This window comes from Arthrobacter sp. YA7-1 (assembly GCF_025960325.1).
GTDB lineage: Bacteria > Actinomycetota > Actinomycetes > Actinomycetales > Micrococcaceae > Arthrobacter > Arthrobacter bambusae_A.
Genome location: NZ_CP110114.1, coordinates 2,481,357 through 2,496,578, shown reverse-complemented (window position 1 = coordinate 2,496,578; position 15,222 = coordinate 2,481,357). Strand labels below are relative to the sequence as shown.

Annotated in this window: 15 protein-coding genes; 4 read left to right on the top strand and 11 right to left on the bottom strand. The window is 67.0% G+C overall.

The window, feature by feature from the left end; genetic code table 11:
- The first annotated feature begins 30 nt into the window (after positions 1 to 30).
- Positions 31 to 273 (top strand): hypothetical protein, encoded by a 243-nt coding sequence (locus tag OIT41_RS11695; RefSeq protein WP_241707804.1) that lies wholly within the window; start codon positions 31 to 33, stop codon positions 271 to 273.
- 100 nt (positions 274 to 373) lie between these two features.
- Here OIT41_RS11695 and OIT41_RS11690 read toward each other — a convergent pair whose 3' ends face one another.
- From OIT41_RS11690 to OIT41_RS11675, 4 genes are all read right to left on the bottom strand, one after another.
- Entirely contained in the window at positions 374 to 979 is a 606-nt protein-coding gene (locus OIT41_RS11690) for a DUF305 domain-containing protein (protein ID WP_241707803.1), read from the bottom strand.
- A 135-nt stretch (positions 980 to 1,114) separates the two neighbouring features.
- A complete protein-coding gene (locus OIT41_RS11685) occupies positions 1,115 to 1,543 on the bottom strand; it encodes a hypothetical protein (protein WP_241707802.1) in 429 nt (142 codons plus the stop codon).
- 96 nt (positions 1,544 to 1,639) lie between these two features.
- A complete protein-coding gene (locus tag OIT41_RS11680; protein WP_241707801.1) occupies positions 1,640 to 2,467 on the bottom strand; it encodes a slipin family protein in 828 nt (275 codons plus the stop codon).
- 205 nt (positions 2,468 to 2,672) lie between these two features.
- On the bottom strand, positions 2,673 to 2,858 hold the full coding sequence (locus OIT41_RS11675; protein WP_241707800.1) for a hypothetical protein: 186 nt from the start codon (positions 2,856 to 2,858) through the stop codon (positions 2,673 to 2,675).
- Positions 2,859 to 2,941: 83 nt separating this feature from the next.
- Between OIT41_RS11675 and hrpB the strand changes: the two genes are divergently transcribed.
- The 3 genes from hrpB (at position 2,942) to OIT41_RS11660 (ending at position 8,807) form a co-directional block, all read left to right on the top strand.
- Positions 2,942 to 5,695 carry an ATP-dependent helicase HrpB gene (gene hrpB, locus OIT41_RS11670; RefSeq protein ID WP_264637957.1) on the top strand — a complete coding sequence of 918 codons (2,754 nt, stop codon included), beginning with the start codon at positions 2,942 to 2,944 and terminating at the stop codon, positions 5,693 to 5,695.
- Positions 5,696 to 5,770: 75 nt separating this feature from the next.
- A complete protein-coding gene (locus tag OIT41_RS11665; RefSeq protein WP_264636491.1) occupies positions 5,771 to 6,517 on the top strand; it encodes a M50 family metallopeptidase in 747 nt (248 codons plus the stop codon).
- Positions 6,518 to 6,629: 112 nt separating this feature from the next.
- Positions 6,630 to 8,807 carry an elongation factor G-like protein EF-G2 gene (locus OIT41_RS11660; protein WP_241707798.1) on the top strand — a complete coding sequence of 726 codons (2,178 nt, stop codon included), beginning with the start codon at positions 6,630 to 6,632 and terminating at the stop codon, positions 8,805 to 8,807.
- A 3-nt stretch (positions 8,808 to 8,810) separates the two neighbouring features.
- On the opposite strand, the gene OIT41_RS11655 is transcribed toward OIT41_RS11660, so the two are convergent.
- The 7 genes from OIT41_RS11655 to OIT41_RS11625 all read right to left on the bottom strand — a co-directional run bounded on the left by OIT41_RS11655 (position 8,811) and on the right by OIT41_RS11625 (position 15,219).
- The gene (locus OIT41_RS11655; protein ID WP_241707797.1) at positions 8,811 to 9,476 is read right to left on the bottom strand and encodes an alpha/beta family hydrolase; all 666 of its coding nucleotides are present in this window, start codon (positions 9,474 to 9,476) and stop codon (positions 8,811 to 8,813) included.
- Positions 9,477 to 9,478: 2 nt separating this feature from the next.
- Positions 9,479 to 10,099, bottom strand: coding sequence for an L-threonylcarbamoyladenylate synthase (locus tag OIT41_RS11650; RefSeq protein ID WP_241707796.1), 621 nt, complete (start codon positions 10,097 to 10,099; stop codon positions 9,479 to 9,481).
- Positions 10,100 to 10,126: 27 nt separating this feature from the next.
- Positions 10,127 to 10,927 (bottom strand): ABC transporter permease, encoded by an 801-nt coding sequence (locus OIT41_RS11645; RefSeq protein ID WP_078108824.1) that lies wholly within the window; start codon positions 10,925 to 10,927, stop codon positions 10,127 to 10,129.
- 58 nt (positions 10,928 to 10,985) lie between these two features.
- A complete protein-coding gene (locus tag OIT41_RS11640) occupies positions 10,986 to 11,972 on the bottom strand; it encodes an ABC transporter ATP-binding protein (protein ID WP_241707795.1) in 987 nt (328 codons plus the stop codon).
- On the bottom strand, positions 11,969 to 13,063 hold the full coding sequence (locus OIT41_RS11635; RefSeq protein ID WP_264636490.1) for a LolA family protein: 1,095 nt from the start codon (positions 13,061 to 13,063) through the stop codon (positions 11,969 to 11,971). The genes OIT41_RS11640 and OIT41_RS11635 overlap by 4 nt, the downstream gene beginning before the upstream one ends.
- A 66-nt stretch (positions 13,064 to 13,129) precedes the next feature.
- Entirely contained in the window at positions 13,130 to 13,984 is an 855-nt protein-coding gene (locus OIT41_RS11630; protein WP_241707793.1) for a PaaX family transcriptional regulator C-terminal domain-containing protein, read from the bottom strand.
- Positions 13,981 to 15,219, bottom strand: a complete 1,239-nt coding sequence (locus tag OIT41_RS11625) for a kynureninase (RefSeq protein ID WP_241707792.1) — start codon at positions 15,217 to 15,219, stop codon at positions 13,981 to 13,983. Before OIT41_RS11625 ends, OIT41_RS11630 begins: the two co-directional genes overlap by 4 nt.
- Positions 15,220 to 15,222 lie beyond the last annotated feature (3 nt).

Genomic DNA, 15,222 nt, shown 5'->3' with positions numbered 1-15,222 from the left:
CGGTGTTTTCAGATGTGCGATATTCCGGGTTTGATCAGTCGCCTTCAATCCGAAGACCTCGCGCGATTGCGCGAAGCAGGCAAAGAAAAGCCCTTGGAACCGGGGATGGTCGCCGCGATAGATGCCGCGGCCGGCGGACCAGGCGAAGGCCGCGGCTATTACGTGGTCAGCGGTTCCTTGTATCCGGTGGACGCCAGGGACTACCACCTCAGGGAAGATGTAGCGGAGGCCGTGCTTGCATCGGAAGGAACCTCCGTAGACGTGACGGCCTAAGGCCGGGTCAGCCATAACCCGAGGCCGCCGAGCGCCGGCCCCCCTGGAAAACCGGGTGGGCCGGTGCTTTGGGCTGGATGTGCCTTTCGCTAGTCCGAATCTACAGCGTGCCCAATAACTCCTGCATTTCCTTGATCTCGGCCTCCTGGGCCACCACGATGTCCTTGCCGAGTTTGAGGGCGTCCGCGTTCTTGCCGTCGGCGCCTTCCTTCTGCGCCATGGCCACGGCCCCTTGGTGGTGGGCGATCATGTGGGTCAGGAACAGCCTGGCAGCTTCACGGCCCTGGGCCGCCTCGAGTTTCGTCATGTCCCCGTTGTCCACCATTCCGTTCATGGTGTGGCCGCCCGACATCTCCGCCGGCTCGTTCCAGTCCCTGAGCCAGCCCGTCATCTTCTCGATCTCCGGTCCTTGGGCTGCCTTGATCCTGCCGGCGAGCGCAGTCACCTGGGCAGGGATGCCGTTCTTGGCGAGCACACCGTCGCTCATCTGGACGGCCTGGGCATGGTGGGGGATCATCATCCGGGCAAACTCTGCGTCCGCGGCGTTGTGGTCTGCCGGCGCGGACGCCGCTGAACCGGCAGGGGATGCGGAGGCGCTTCCGTGGTTCATTCCCGGCATGCTGCTGTCGCTGGTTCCAGCCGAGCAGCCGGCAAGCGCGATTGCAGTGGCAACAGTAATGGTGGTCATGGCAAGGTTTTTTCTCATGCTTTTGGGGTCCTTCAATCATCAGCCTGCAGAGGTGCGGCTGTGCGGGACGCGCACGGCAAACCCACCGTGTGGGCGGCGCGTCAGGGAGGAGTCTTGTGCAGCGGGCGGGCAAGCCCGGTGCGGGTGTGGATTCTACGTGCGACTGATGCAGAGATCGCCCGGGGAAGGACTACCCGGACGGTGCGCATAGTCGGAGACCAGGACACCTGCTCCTGCTGCCCCCGCAGTGGCATAGGGCGGGACGCCGGGCAACGGTGCTGTCAGCGTGTTGTGGCCCGGCGCAGGGACGCAGACGGCGTGCAGGGCCGACATCCCGGTGCAGCTGCCTGGGCATGTGCACGACGGCGCGGGTGGAGAATCCGCGTGGTGGACTGCGGGGTGGCTAACGACAGAGGCTTGGCTCACGACGGCGGCCGGGCCCGCCGCGGGGGTGGCTTGCATGCTGTGGCCACCCGCCATGACGTGCATCCCGACGATTCCGGCGATGATCGCAAACAGTCCTGCCAACAGGCCGATGCGGAGGAGGAAGGCGGTGGCACGGCCCCGTAGGGGGTCGGTCATGGTCTTCCTCCTTCTGCAGCTTATGCGCTCTGTTCCCGCGCTTTACGACGGGTTCAACGAGTATAGGCCGCGTTCAGTTTCATCCTGCTGTCGGTCTCACCCGGCCATGGTCCGTCCCGTCATGGTCCTCGGGGGCTGAGCAGCTTTCGCCGCGGCGGCTTCGCGGGCGAGGAATGCTCCGAGCTCGCCGATGGTGCTCATCAAAGGCGCGGGGAAAACGACGGTGGTGTTCTTGTCCACGCCGATCTCCACCATGGACTGCAGGTTGCGCAACTGCAGGGCCAATGGGTGGGCCATCATGGTGTCGGAGGCCATGCCCAGTGCGGCTGCGGCCAGGGACTCGCCTTCGGCGGCGATGATCTTGGCACGCTTCTCACGCTCGGCCTCGGCCTGGCGGGCCATGGCGCGCTTCATGCTCTCCGGCAGCTGGATGTCCTTGAGTTCCACGAGGGTCACTTCGACGCCCCATTCCAAGGTCAGTCCATCCAGGATCTGGCGGATGTTGGCATTGATGACGTCTGTTTCCGCGAGCGTTTCGTCGAGCGTGTGCTGGCCTACTACTTTGCGCAGCGTGGTTTGTGCGATCTGGTCGATTGCGGCGTAGACGTTTTCGATCGCAAGGACGGACTTGATGGCGTCCACCACCCGGAAATAGGCGACGGCGGAAATGTCCAGGCTGACGTTGTCCCGCGTGATGATGCCCTGGGACTGGATAGGCATGGTGACGATCCGCAGGGAGACTTTCCTCAGCCGGTCGACGAACGGGATGATGACCACAAGCCCAGGGGTCCGGAGTCCCTGGACCCTCCCCAGCCTCAACAGGACACCACGCTCATACTGCGTGACAATGTGGACGGCCATCGCAAACCAGATGACCAGCAGGACAATCAAGACAATCAGCCAGGTGATGGCGTCCGCTGTCATGGCCGCACACCGGCTTCGTCGCTTAGCTCTGATGCATTCATGGCGGAGATCCTTCGGTGGCAGTGGAGGGAAAAGGGAGCCCACTTTCCGCAGCGGGGCGGGCGAACCGCTCACGTTGTATCTCCAGTAAATACCTTGGATTCGCGGAGTTGTAGGGCCACACGAAAGGAATGCCCCCTGGGGACATTCCTTTCAATGCCGTGGCCTAGACCCTCTCGCGGGTCCGGTCGATAACCGGCTCCGGATTGTTCGTGAACTCACGGTGGCGGCGTGGGAAGGCCCAGAACATGAAGTCCTTCGCGTCCACCTTGGGCTCAGGGCGTTCCTCGGGTTCCTGTGAGGCATCTTTCCTGGTGTCCCGCCGGAAATCCTTGTTGTAGCCGTAGCACATCACAGACCTCCTTCTAGCAACTGCCTTTTAATCGTCCTCCCGATTCGGCAAGGAGTCCACCTTTGAGGGTCCGATCCGCATCTATGCACAATGGAGAAGTGAAATCCCCACTCGTTCCCCGGAACGCCGCGCTCGCCTACCGCCCTTTCGACCTGGACAGGATCGGCGCGGGACTGGTGTTCGGAGAATCGCTGGGGGAACTCGCCAAAGCCCTCGATGCGGGAGGAGCGGCAGGAACCGCCGTCGTGCAAGCGCCCCCGGGGACCGGCAAGACGACCCTTGTGCCGCCCTTGCTTGCCAACATCGCACTCGCCAGGAACGAGGCCGGCGCCGTCACAGGCAAAAAGCTCCCCCGGGTGGTGGTGACCCAACCACGACGGGTGGCAGCGCGATCAGCGGCACGGCGCCTCGCCGCCCTCGACGGCAGCGGGCTCGGCGATCGGGTCGGGTACACGGTCCGCGGAGAAAGTCAAACAGGTCCGGGCACCATCGTTGAGTTCGTTACCCCCGGAATCCTCCTGCGCCGACTGCTGGCGGATCCCGGCCTTGAGAACGTCGGCACCGTGATCCTGGACGAAGTCCACGAGCGCGGCCTGGAGACGGACCTTTTGCTCGGAATGCTCATAGAGGTCCGTGAGCTGCGGGACGACCTGACGCTTGTCGCGATGTCGGCAACCCTCGACGCGCCACGGTTTGCCGCGCTGATCGGAGGCGCCGGCGCCGGAGAAGGCGCAGGCGGGAAGCACGACGGCGGCGGCCCGGCACCCGTCGTCGACTGTCCCTCCGCGCTGCATCCCTTGACGGTGGACTGGGCGCCCGCGGCAGGTCCACGGTTGGACGGACGCGGCGTGGCCCGCGCCTTCCTGGACCATGTGGCGGATACCGCCGCGGCGTCGTACACGGAGACGCTCGCAGCTGATCCGGATATCGACGCCCTGGTGTTCCTTCCTGGTGCGTGGGAGGTCTCCTACGTCGCGTCCCGGCTGCGCGCCAGAATGGCTGCGAGGCTACCGGGAGTGGAGGTATTGGAACTTCACGGCCAGGCAAGTCCGGCGGAACAAGACCAGGCGGTTTCCGGCCGGGAGCCCGGCGGACCTCCCCGGATCGTCGTCTCGACTGCCCTGGCCGAGTCCTCGCTGACAGTTCCAGGAGTCCGGCTGGTCATCGATTCGGGACTGTCCCGTGAGCTGCGCCGTGACGCCAACCGCGGGATGTCGGGACTCGTCACTGTCTCCTGCTCGCGTGCCTCCGCCGAGCAGCGCGCCGGACGCGCGGCACGCCAGGGGCCCGGACGGGTGGTCCGCTGTTACGAGCAAAAGGCGTATGGTGCCGCACCTGCCCACCCGACCCCGGAAATCGCGGCAGCCGACCTGACGGGCGCCGCTCTCGTCCTGGCCTGTTGGGGATCGCCGGGTGGCCGGGGGCTGGCACTTCCAGACGCTCCGCCCCAAGGTGCCACGGATGATGCCATCGAGGTACTGCGGGAGCTCGGTGCGATTGGCCCTGACGGACTGGCCACGGAGGCGGGAAAGACCCTGGCCAGGATCCCTGCCGATCCACGGCTGGCCCGCGCCCTGCTGGATGGCGCCGCCGCGGTCGGGCACCGGGCGGCTGCCGAGGCCGTCGCCCTCGTGGCGGGGGATCAGCGGGCTCCCGGGGCTGACCTGACGCGCCTTCTGGCCACACTCCGGACGGGCAAGGATCCGGCCGCCAGGCGTTGGGCGGAGGATGTCCGCCGCATGGAGGCGATCGCACGCCAGGAAAGGTCCGGCGTCGGGCCTTCCCTGACCACACCGCCGAGCCGGCCTTCACCGCCGAGCCGGCCTTCACCGGTGAGTCCGGCAGAAGCGCTCGGCTTCGTCGTCGCGCTCGCGTTCCCGGATCGCGTGGCGCGTCGCGTCCCAGGCGCCGGCCCCGAACGCTACCTGCTGACGTCCGGGACACGTGCCGGACTGCCGGCAGGTAGTACGCTCGCCGGCCACGATTGGCTCGCCGTGGCCGAAGTGTCCCGCGCGGAGGGCCGGGATGCGGCGGGCACCGGCGCCGTCATCCGATCCGCAGCCCCCTTGGCAGCGGATGCGGCGGAAGCTGCCGCCAGCCACCTGACGAGCGACACGGTGGAAGCCGATTTCACCCAGGGCCGTGTCACCGCCAAGAGGGAACGGCGGCTGGGAGCGATCCTGCTTTCGTCCACGCCCGTGCGCCCGACCATCGACGACGGGCGCGTTGCCGTCGCCCGCGCCCTGGCGAAAGAGGGCCTGGGGACGATTGGATGGTCGCCGGCCGCCGATGCCTTGCGCCGGCGATTGGCTTTGCTGCACAGGGAACTGGGTGATCCATGGCCGGACGTCTCCGAGCCGGCGTTGCTGGCCCGGCTGGAGAAATGGCTCGCGCCTGAACTCGAAGCGCTCGCAGGAGGCGCTGCCACGAGGGGTATTGACCTGGGCGAGCCGTTGCGGCGGCTTGTGCCGTGGGCTGAGGCGGCCCGACTCGGCGAGCTGGCACCGGAATGGCTTGAGGTGCCGAGCGGTTCGCGGGTGCGGATCGAGTATCCGGACGCGGCCGACGACGACGGCCGGCCGGTAGTGGCCGTGAAGCTGCAGGAGTGCTTCGGTTGGGCAGAGACGCCGCGTGTGGCAGGCGGACGCGTGCCGGTGCTGTTCCATTTGCTCTCCCCGGCCAGGCGACCGCTCGCCGTGACAGATGACCTGGCTTCCTTTTGGTCGGGCCCCTACGCCCACGTCCGTGCGGAAATGCGGGGCCGCTATCCGAAGCATCCCTGGCCCGAGGACCCATGGACCGCGCCCGCCACGGCCAGGACCAAGCGGAAGATGTGATCCCGGTCTGGCGACGGTTCCAGCCCTCTGGGAGGCATTCACAGGCTTTTTCTTTAGGATGCCACGGTGATGAACATGGAATTGCGACCCGCTGACCTGGCCAACGACTGGTGGCAGGCCGTCCTGCGGGGATTCACCACCCAAGAGGTCCCGAACCTGGCGGCCCCGGTTGTCCTGGGTATCCTCGCTGCGGCCGTCGTATTGAGCATCCCGCGGGCCACCTGGCGTTGGTTCGGCCTCTACGTGACCTTCGTGCATGAACTGGGCCACGCGTTCGCCGCCCTCATGACGGGGCGGGTTGTCCACGGGCTACGGATCGGGCTGGACCACTCCGGACAGCTCCTGAGCAGCGGGCGCGGCAAGTTCGGCGCAGCCTGGTCCGGTTTCTGGGGATATCCGAGTCCCGCGGTGGTGGGCGTGGCGCTCATATGGTCCGTGTCTGCAGGGTGGTCCGGGGCGGCCATGTCCGTCGGTGCGCTGGTATTGCTGCTCGCGCTGATCTTCCTGCGGAACTTCACCGGAATCTTCGTCGCGCTCCTGAGCGCGGCGACTGCCCAGCTGCTTGTCATGTTTGCTTCTGCACCGACGGTCAGCCATGTGGTGCTGGGCCTCGGCATAGCGCTCGAGGTGGGGGCCGTGCGGGACTGGTTCAAGGTGGCTGCCGTACATACCGGCCGCCGGGATCGGCTCGCATCCTCGGATGCCTACATCCTGGCCCGTTCCACGGGGGTGCCGTCCTTGTTGTGGCTGGCGGCTTTCGCGGTTGTCATTGCCGCGAGCGCGGCCATTTCCGTTCGCTTGGTGTGGGGAATGCTCTCCTAGCCTGCAGTTTCGGCACGGACTCCCTGGATTGCTCTTGCCGTGCGCCGGTCCAGGGTGTGGAATCGGTAAGCAAAGGACGCGGGGGATCCGGCTTCTACTCCAGGAGGTGCTCATGTCGGCGAAAGGCCCAGGCAGTGCGACGAAGGGGTCGAACCGGACCAACCCCGATCTTCGACGCGCGGACCCCTCCTCGGCGCCGGCCGACCGGCCGGAGAATATCCGCAACGTCGTGCTGATTGGCCGCTCAGGCGCTGGAAAGACGATGCTGCTCGAGTCACTTCTCTACGCTGCCGGCGTCGTGACCCGCATGGGTTCGATCGTCGACGGCACCACGGTGGGTGATTCGGAAGCGACGGCCATCCATCAACAACGGTCCATCGGACTCTCCGCGGCGCCCCTCGTCATCGACGACGTCAAAGTGAACCTTCTCGACACCCCTGGCTACGCGGATTTCATGGGAGAGTTGCGCGCGGGGCTGCGGGCCGCGGACGCGGCGTTGTTCGTGGTTTCGGCAGTGGACGGCGTCGACGTCGGAACCACCACTCTCTGGGGCGAATGCGAGCGCGTCGGCATGCCCCGGGCGGTCGTGATCAGCCGGCTTGACCATCCACGGGCGAACTACGATGCCGTCCTGGCCGAATGCCGGGCCGCCTTCGGCGATTCCGTCCTCCCCCTCTACGTGCCCGTCCGTGACGCCGACGCTGTTTCGGGAGTGCTCGGGCTGCTTTCGGGCACGGTGTCGGAGTACACCCTAGGGGAGCCGCGTCCCGCGGTACGTCCCGCGACCGCGGAGGAACTGGCCGGCGCGGAGGGTGTCCGCGGGGAACTCATCGAGGGCATCATTTCGGAGAGCGAGGACGAGAGCCTGATGGACCGATACCTCGGAGGCGAGGAGGTCCCCATCGATACCCTCGTGGACGATGTGGAGACCGCGATCGTCCGCGGCACGTTCTTTCCGGTGCTGGCAAGCTCTTCCGTGACCGGAGTCGGCACGGCCGAACTGCTGGAAGTGCTGACCCGGGCGTTCCCGTCACCGACTGAGCGAAACCTCCCGACGGTCACCGACTTGGGAGGGACGCCCGTCGCACCCCTGGCATGCGATCCGGAGGGTCCGCTCCTTGGCGAAGTGGTGCGTACCACCGTTGACCCGTTCCTGGGGCGGGTGTGCCTTGTCAGGCTCTTCTCGGGGACGCTTCGCGAGGACTCTGCCGTGCACGTCGGCGGGCACGGGCTGGCCGAACGGGGCCACCCCGACCACGACAGCGACGAGCGGATCACCCACCTTTACTCCCCGTTGGGGTCCAGCCTCCGTCCGGTACAGTTCGCCGTGGCCGGGGACATCTGCGCGCTGGCGAAGGTGGCGAGCGCCGAGACGGGAGATACGGTTTCCGCCCGCGAAGCTCCCTTGCTGGTGGAAACCTGGGACATGCCCGAGCCGCTGATGCCTGTGGCGATCGAAGCGGCGTCGCACGGCGATGAGGACGCGCTGTCCAAGAGCCTGGCCAAGGTAGCCGCGGGAGATCCGACCCTGAGGGTGGAGCGCAACTCCGAGACGCACCAGCTGGTCCTGTGGTGCATGGGCGAGGCCCACTCGGAGGCAGTCCTCGACCGCTTGCGGGAGCAGGGGGTGAAGCTGCAGACAGTGGACGTCATCACGCCCCTCCGGGAAACCTTCGCAGCCCAGGCCGCCGGCCACGGGCGCTATGTCAAGCAATCCGGCGGCCACGGGCAGTACGCGATTTGCGACATCGAAGTGGAGCCCCTTGAACGCGGGGCGGGTTTTGAATTCGTCGACAGGGTTGTCGGCGGGGTCATCCCCGGCACGTATGTCGTCTCGGTCGAGAAGGGCGTCCGGGCCCAGATGGGCAAGGGGGTGCGGGCAGGTTTCCCGGTGGTCGACATCAGGGTGATCCTGGTAGGCGGCAAGACCCACAGCGTCGATTCATCGGACGCGGCATTCCAGGCGGCCGGCGCGTTGGCCTTGCGGGAGGCCGCCGCGGCGGGCAGTATTCAACTCCTTGAACCGATTTCGGCCGTGACGGTCCTTGTGGCCGACGAGCATGTGGGTGCGGTCATGAGCGATCTGTCCTCCCGCCGCGGACGCGTCACCGGGACGACATCCGTCGGCGGAGAGCGTACTGAGATCAGCGCCGAAGTCCCGGAACAGGAACTGCTGCGGTACGCGATCGTACTGCGGGGACTGACGGCCGGCAGCGGCCGCTTCCGCAGGGAGTACTTGCGGCACGAGCCGCTGCCGCCCGGCATAGCCGTCGCCGCGGCGAAAGCCTGAGGCTCAGCCGTTCCTGCGAAGGAACGCCGACACGGGGGCCGCTAGTGATGCCCCTATGTCCGCGGCACCCTTCTTGACTCCCGCGCGCACGAAGGAATGGTCGCCGCCGTCCCACCACTCGATGGTGGCGGCGGGTCCGATCCGGGCCACGACGCCTTCGAGCAGCCCGGGCGTCGCGAAGGTGTCCCGGGTGCCCTGCAGGAAGAGCATCGGCAGAGCGAGCCCGTACAGGTGCTCGTCGCGGAGCTTCTCCGGTTTTCCCGGCGGGTGCAGCGGGTAGCCGAGATAGACGAGTCCGGCCGCGGACATTCCTTCGGCCGCCGCCATCGACGCCATGCGGCCGCCGAAGGACTTGCCGGCCGCCCACACGGGTTCGCCCTCCGACCGGGACGCCGCTTCCGCCATGACGGCCCGCCACGCCGCGATCGCAGCGGGTGGCCGGTCGGGGAACTTCCTGCCGGCTTCCCGGTAGGGGAAGTTGAAGCGCAAGGTCGCCACGCCGTCGTCGTTCAACGCGTGGGCCAGGCCGGCCAGGAACGGATGTTCCATGCCGGCTCCGGCTCCGTGTGCGAGGACAATTGTCGCCGCGGCTTTGTCCGGCCGGGCGTAGATCCCGGAAATCGCGGTGCCGTCGACGTCGATCGTGACGCGCGACTCGGCAGTGCCCATGCTCACTCGAACCGGGAGGGATCGCCGGTGCCGCGCCTGACAACTTCGGCCGTGCCGCTTGAGAAGTCCACCACGGTTGTGGGCTCTGCGCCGGTGTCGCCGGAATCGATGACGGCTTCCACCAGATTGTCCAGGCGTTCCTTGATCTCCCAGCCTTGGGTCAGGGGCTCCTCCTCGTCGGGGAGCAGCAAGGTGCTGGACAGGAGCGGTTCGCCCAGTTCGGCGAGCAGGGCCTGGACAAAGTTATGGTCGGGAATCCGCACGCCTACCGTCTTCTTCTTGGGGTGCAGGAGACGCCGCGGCACTTCCTTGGTGGCAGGCAAGATGAAGGTGTAGCTTCCCGGCGTAACGGCCTTGATGCTGCGGAACACGTCGTTGTCGATCATCACGAACTGGCCGAGCTGCGCGAAATCCTTGCAGACCAAGGTGAAATGGTGTTTGCCGTCGAGCTGGCGGATCGAGCGGATCCGGTCGAGGGCTTCCCTGTTGCCGATTTGCGCGCCGAGCGCGTAGCAGGAATCGGTGGGGTAGGCGATGAGGCCGCCGGACTGGAGGATCTTCACCACCTGGGAAATCGCGCGTGGTTGGGGGTCCTGCGGGTGAACATCGAAGAATCTTGCCATGCCATGAGCTTACGGGCAGGCCGAACTTCAGGACAGGACATCCTTGCTCGTGAACTTGCCGTAAGCCAACGCGCCGGCCACCAGGATGTAGCCCGCCTGCAGCAGGGCGTTGTCGCCGAAGCTCGTCCACGAGATCGGTTGGCGCAGGAGATCGGCGAAACCCAGCCAGTAGTGGCTGAACAGCCACGGGTGCAGCCACTCCAATTGCGGCAGGTTGTCAGCCACTTGCGACACCACGGACAACACGATGGTTGCAGCCATGGCTCCGACCGGCACGTCCGTGAAGGTGGAAATTGCCAGTCCGATAGCGGACAGCCCCAACAATGACACCGCGATGTATGCGGCAATCAGCAAGGAACGCACCACGGATTCGCCGACGCCGATCGTGTCGCCCGACAGCAGGGTGACAGGGCCCACCGGGAAGAGTGCGACGCCGGCCAGCGCGCCCGCGGCTGCAACCGTCAGGGTCGCTGCCAGGCAGAACACTGAGGCGGACGCGTACTTGATCAACAGGAGGCGGACACGTCCCGCCGGGGCGACGAGCAAGTATCTCAGGGTGCCAAGGTTTGCTTCGCCGGCAATCGTGTCGCCTGCCACCACTCCGATGGTGAGGGGGAGGAACAACGGTACGGAGACGATCATTGCCGTGACGCCGACGAAAAGCCCGTTCTGGGTGATGCGGTCAAGGAAAGGCGGGCCGCGCCCCGGGGCCACGGGATGCGAGCTCAGCTTGACCGCGGCGGCGATGAGGATGGGGATCGCCGCGAGCGCCAGGAGCATGGCCCATGTCCGCAGCCGCCGGAACAGCACCGAGAGCTCGGAGGCCATGAGCGACCACGAGCTTTGCGTGCCCTCCAGCACGGCAATCGTCGCTTCGGTTCCGCGTTCAGCCGGCAATGTCGAAGCCCTCTCCGGTGAGGGAGACGAAGCGCTCCTCGAGGCTCGCGCTCTCCACGCCGAAGCCCCGGACCCGGACGCCGTCGGACACCAAGGCAGCCACGATCGCCTCGGGTGCCACGTCGAGCCCCGCCGGACCGGTACTGACGAGGCTCCTGCCATCGGGACCGTACGAGCCGGGCGGCGGGGCAACCAGTTCCGACTCCAGGCCGAGTCTGGAGAGGACACGGACAGCGGCCTCGATATCGGGCGTGTGGAGCCGGATGATGGCCGTGCCCGCCGCGCGCAGTTCGTGCAGGGTTCCTTGCGCCACGAGCTTGCCCACGCTCATGACGCCCACATGGGTGCACATCTGCTCCACCTCCGCGAGGAGATGGCTGGAGACGAACACGGTGGTGCCCCCGGCCGCCAAGGAGCGGACCAGGCTGCGGACCTCCCGGGTCCCTTGCGGATCCAGGCCGTTGGTGGGCTCGTCCAGGACCAGCAGTTCCCGCGGCCGCAGCAAAGCATGCGCAATCCCCAGCCGCTGTTTCATCCCGAGGGAATAGGCGCGCACCCTTTTGCCCGCCGCGTGGGACAAGCCCACCCTCTCGAGCGCGTCATCCACGCGTGCGGCGCGGGTCCGTGGGGCGGCGTGAAGATCGGCGCTGTCCAAGCGCCGCAGGTTCGCTGCCCCGGACAGGAAAGGGTAGAAGGCCGGGCCTTCCACGAGCGAGCCCACGTTGGGCAGGACAGCTGCCAGTTGGCGCGGCATCTCGCCGCCAAGGACCCGGATGCGGCCGTTCGTGGCGGACGCCAGGCCAAGAAGCAACCGGATGGTGGTGGTCTTGCCGGAGCCGTTAGGACCGAGGAATCCAAAGACCGAACCGCGGGGCACCGCCAGGTCGACGCCGTCGACGGCGGCCCGGTGGCCGAAGCGCTTGCTGAGGCCTTGCGTCTCTATCGCCAGTTCAGCCGGCGGGGATGCCTCCGTCATTTCGCGGCGGCTGCGGCCTGCAACCGCTCAAGTGGCACCATTCCCGCGAAGACGCGGCCGTCGTCGAGCATCAAAACAGTAGCCAGGCTGGTGGTCAGCGCTCGACCGCCGGCGACAGGCTGGGTGAGCTGGGCCAACATCGGTGCCGAGCGGACATCGTTCGGCACAGTGCCGGCGGGCAAGCCCATCACTGCGTCCCAGCCGGTGCCCGTGATCGTTGGCCGGGCCGCTGTTGCCTTCGGCTGCCCGGTCTTTCCAGGGAGGGATCGCAACTGCGGGGTTGCCTTCTCCTCCACGGCGGCACCGCGGGGCGGAGTGAAACTGAACAGGGCGGCGTCGGGCGCCGACAAGCTCACGTCAGTGAATGCGAGCGAGAACGCCGCTGCCGCCTGGCCCCGTGCCCGGACATCGACGCCGAGCGGGAGGCCCGAAGCGGAGTCGACGGCGATTGTCACCGAATCGACGAGCGTGCCGGTACTGCGCGGCTTGATCACCAGTTGGTAGGCCGTGCGGCCGGCCACCGTGGTTCCGTCGCCCACGGCCACGTCCGTGGTGGGTCCGACGGCGGCGAGGAAGTGCTGCGCGACGACGTCAGGCGTGGTGACTCCGGGAGTCGGCGTCGCGTGCGGGGCCGCTGAACGCGCTGGTTCGGCGGGCATCGTCATGTGCGCCGCGCTGTTGTCTGCCGAGTTGTAGAGCCAGAGATCGTTGCCATTGCGGACGACGTCGCGCTCAGCGAGCATGTCCATCACCTGGAACCTGGCTTTGGCGGGACCGTCCATGTAGACCCGGGCTGTGTGTGAACCGCTCAAAAGCTCCATCACGGAAGCGGGCCCTTGGCTCGCCGTTGGCCCGACGGAGGGGAGTTGGGGCAGCCCCAGATCGGAACTTTGTTGAAGGGTTCCGGACAATGCATGGACGTCGGCGCGGCCGATCATGGCGATGACTTCCGCGGCCGTTTTGTGCGGCAGGCTCGTCGCAGCTCCGGCTTGGTAGGAACCAGCCAAGGCCGCCGCAGCAAGGGCCACCGGAGCCAGCACTGCCGGCAGCCAACGCAACCAGACGCGGGTCATGACGACCTCGCGAACCATCCACCATCGGGGAAGTTCATGGTTCCAGACTACTCCTGGTGCCCGGACTGATCACGTGTTCACGGGCTATCCCTCCAACGTCCTCCGCACGAATTCGGCGCTGGGCTTTGCATAGGCAGAGCCGAGGCGCTCGAACAGGGCGATCCCCGCCATTCCGGGCCAGTCCTCGGGAAGGAATTCGGCGGGCAGCCCCGGATCCAGATACGGAATGATCCGCCAGCGGTCGATGCTTCGGACATAGCGGGCGAAGGCCGCGGCAGTGTCCGGGCCGCCGTCGGGACCGTTGCCCGGGCCGTCGTCGTCGGCCATGGAACCATGATGCAGGATGAAGTCGCGATGCAGTTCCGCGACTGTGTCGAGGTCCCACCACGCGGAGGCGGCCTCGCGGAGGCTGCCTCCGACCAAGGGAGTGTCCGTCACGAACACCGTGGCCATGCCGCGCAGCTCCAGGTCCTCCAGGATCTCCTCCACTTCCTCCCGCAGTGCGTCGGGGCAGATCCACAGCCCTGCCGCTACGGTGCCGCAGCCGATCCAGTGCAGCCGCCGCCGCAACTGGTGCCGCTTTTCCCGCTCGGTTTCCGGGATGGAGAAGGACACGAGGCACCAGCGGTCGGCTGACGACATCAGGCGGGGTTTGAAGATCCGCCGGTCGCCGCGGGCGAGCATTGCTGCGGCACCCTCGGTGACGGCGAAGCCGGGAATCCCGTGACGCAATTGCGGCAGGACGATTTCCTTCTTCTTCAACCGTGACAGCGCCGTCCGGGACGCGGCAGCGCTCAACCCGAGTGCCTCCATGAGGGCGATGAGGTGCCTCGTGGACATCCATCCACCGGCATCGCGGAGGTACAAGCCGATGACCGTGCGCAGCAGTGACGTGGTGCTCCCGGGCCGGGAGTCCATGTCGTCAAGGACAGCGCTCACAGGAGTTCGGCGAGGGCGTCCCGGATGGCGGTCACTCCCAGCTCAACCTCCGCGTAGCTCGTGCTGAGCGGCGAGAGCCCGATCCGCAGTCCGTGCGGCGGACGGAAGTCCGGAATGATGCCCCGGTCCCAGAGCGTCCGGGTGACGTCACCGAACAGGGGATGGTCAACCGTGATGTGCGAGCCGCGCTCGGCGGTGTTGCGCGGGCTGACAATCTCGGCGCCGAGGGGGACCAGCATGTCCTCAGCCAAGGCAGCTGCGTAGTCGGTCAGTTTGATGGACTTCTCCCGCACGGCGTCCATGCCCACCGATGCGATCAGCTCGACCATGTCCTTGAGCGGCTGCATGGCCAGGACCGGGGGAGTGCCGGTGATGAAGCTTCGGATTCCCGTTGCCGGTGTGTAGCTTTCCGTCATGCCGAAGGGGTTGTCGGCGCCCATCCAGCCCCAGATCGGCTGTTGCAGGCGGTCCTGCTGCGATGCGTTGACGTAGGCGAACGCGGGAGAGCCCGGGCCGCCATTGAGGTACTTGTACGTGCAACCCACTGCGAGGTCCACGCCCCAGGCGTCCAGTTCGAGCGGCACCGAGCCCACCGAGTGGCACACGTCCCAGAGCATGAGCGCTCCGGATTCCTTGACCCTCGCGGTGATCGCAGCGGCATCCGCCAGGAAACCGGAGCGGTAAGCCACATGGCTGAGCACGACGACGGCGGTCCGCTCGCTGAGCAGTCCCTCGAGGTCCGTGGTCCGGACCCCGCTGGCCGGGTTGGAAGCGACCCACTTGATGGTGGCGCCCTTCTCCGCGGCGATGCCTTCGATGATGAAGCGGTCCGTGGGGAAGTTGTCCCGGTCCACAACGATCTCATCGCGGCCAGGCTGGGCGTCGACCGCCGCCCGGATGAGCTTGTAGAGCATCACGGACGTGGAATCGCCCACGGTGACCTGGCCGGCGGCCGCGCCCAGGGTGACGGCGCCGATCCGGTCGCCGACCGTGGTGGGCTCGTCCATCCACTGTTCGTCCCAACCGCGGATGAGGCGGCTGCCCCAGGCGTCCTCCACGAAGGACGCGAGCTTCGCCGACGTCGCCTTGAGCGGACGGCCGAGGGAGTTCCCGTCGAGGTAGGCGGTGAGCTGGCCTTCCGCCGGGGAGTAAAAGGCCTCACGCTGCCCGGCGAGGGGATCGGCGGCGTCGAGTTCTGCCGACGTCGGCCGTTGCGTTTGCTGCGCGCTGTTCATGTC

Coding starts and splice junctions, on each gene's coding strand:
- OIT41_RS11690 (WP_241707803.1), bottom strand. CDS start 979: ATGAGAAAAAACCTTGCCATGACCACCATTACTGTTGCCACTGCAATC.
- OIT41_RS11685 (WP_241707802.1), bottom strand. CDS start 1,543: ATGACCGACCCCCTACGGGGCCGTGCCACCGCCTTCCTCCTCCGCATC.
- OIT41_RS11680 (WP_241707801.1), bottom strand. CDS start 2,467: ATGACAGCGGACGCCATCACCTGGCTGATTGTCTTGATTGTCCTGCTG.
- OIT41_RS11675 (WP_241707800.1), bottom strand. CDS start 2,858: ATGTGCTACGGCTACAACAAGGATTTCCGGCGGGACACCAGGAAAGAT.
- hrpB (WP_264637957.1), top strand. CDS start 2,942: ATGCACAATGGAGAAGTGAAATCCCCACTCGTTCCCCGGAACGCCGCG.
- OIT41_RS11665 (WP_264636491.1), top strand. CDS start 5,771: ATGGAATTGCGACCCGCTGACCTGGCCAACGACTGGTGGCAGGCCGTC.
- OIT41_RS11660 (WP_241707798.1), top strand. CDS start 6,630: ATGTCGGCGAAAGGCCCAGGCAGTGCGACGAAGGGGTCGAACCGGACC.
- OIT41_RS11655 (WP_241707797.1), bottom strand. CDS start 9,476: ATGGGCACTGCCGAGTCGCGCGTCACGATCGACGTCGACGGCACCGCG.
- OIT41_RS11650 (WP_241707796.1), bottom strand. CDS start 10,099: ATGGCAAGATTCTTCGATGTTCACCCGCAGGACCCCCAACCACGCGCG.
- OIT41_RS11645 (WP_078108824.1), bottom strand. CDS start 10,927: ATGGCCTCCGAGCTCTCGGTGCTGTTCCGGCGGCTGCGGACATGGGCC.
- OIT41_RS11640 (WP_241707795.1), bottom strand. CDS start 11,972: ATGACGGAGGCATCCCCGCCGGCTGAACTGGCGATAGAGACGCAAGGC.
- OIT41_RS11635 (WP_264636490.1), bottom strand. CDS start 13,063: ATGGTTCGCGAGGTCGTCATGACCCGCGTCTGGTTGCGTTGGCTGCCG.
- OIT41_RS11625 (WP_241707792.1), bottom strand. CDS start 15,219: ATGAACAGCGCGCAGCAAACGCAACGGCCGACGTCGGCAGAACTCGAC.